The sequence below is a fragment of the Ruminococcus difficilis genome (assembly GCF_016680995.1).
Genome location: NZ_JAEQMG010000203.1, coordinates 1 through 566, shown reverse-complemented (window position 1 = coordinate 566; position 566 = coordinate 1). Strand labels below are relative to the sequence as shown.

Here is a 566-nt window from a genome sequence, read left to right as displayed (position 1 = left end):
GCATAGATAGCAAGGCACATCAAAAAGAAATACCGATGCCCGCCCTTTATCTCTCCGATCTGCCGCAGCCACCAATGGTAGAGCGCATACGGATCATCACCATGCACCTTTCCGGCAATGTCCCACTTCTTACGTCCTTTCTCGCCTCTCACAACAACACGCTCATACCACTCCGGATATGCCTCCCTCGCCTCAGCTCGTGTCATTTTGGATGGGCTGAAAGGCTTATTGACATCCACCCTGTTTTCTGGCTTTGCGTAGGAGTTCAGATAATCCAGCGTTACCCGTTCTCCGGTACGAAAAGCGACCAGCTCCGTCCCATGCTTGTCATTGATGCTGCCCACCATGCGGAAGCTCTGATTGATGGATTGATACTGGATCGCCTTGACCTGCGAAGTGCTGCCATACTCCCATATCCGGAAAGTGAGGTCATATTTCAGACTCTTGAGCTGAATTTTTATATTCGGGTATAGGTCAATCGGCTGCTGGAAAACATAGTAGATATGCAGCCCTGTCCCCGACAGAACAAGGAAAGTCGGCATCGGCAACCGGCGCACTCGCTCCGG

1 pseudogene is annotated in these 566 nt (G+C 51.6%); it reads right to left on the bottom strand.

The annotated features are described in order from the left end of the window. Window positions 1–542, bottom strand: a pseudogene (locus JKK62_RS18135) (hypothetical protein); the annotation flags it as partial. Window positions 543–566: the final 24 nt, after the last annotated feature.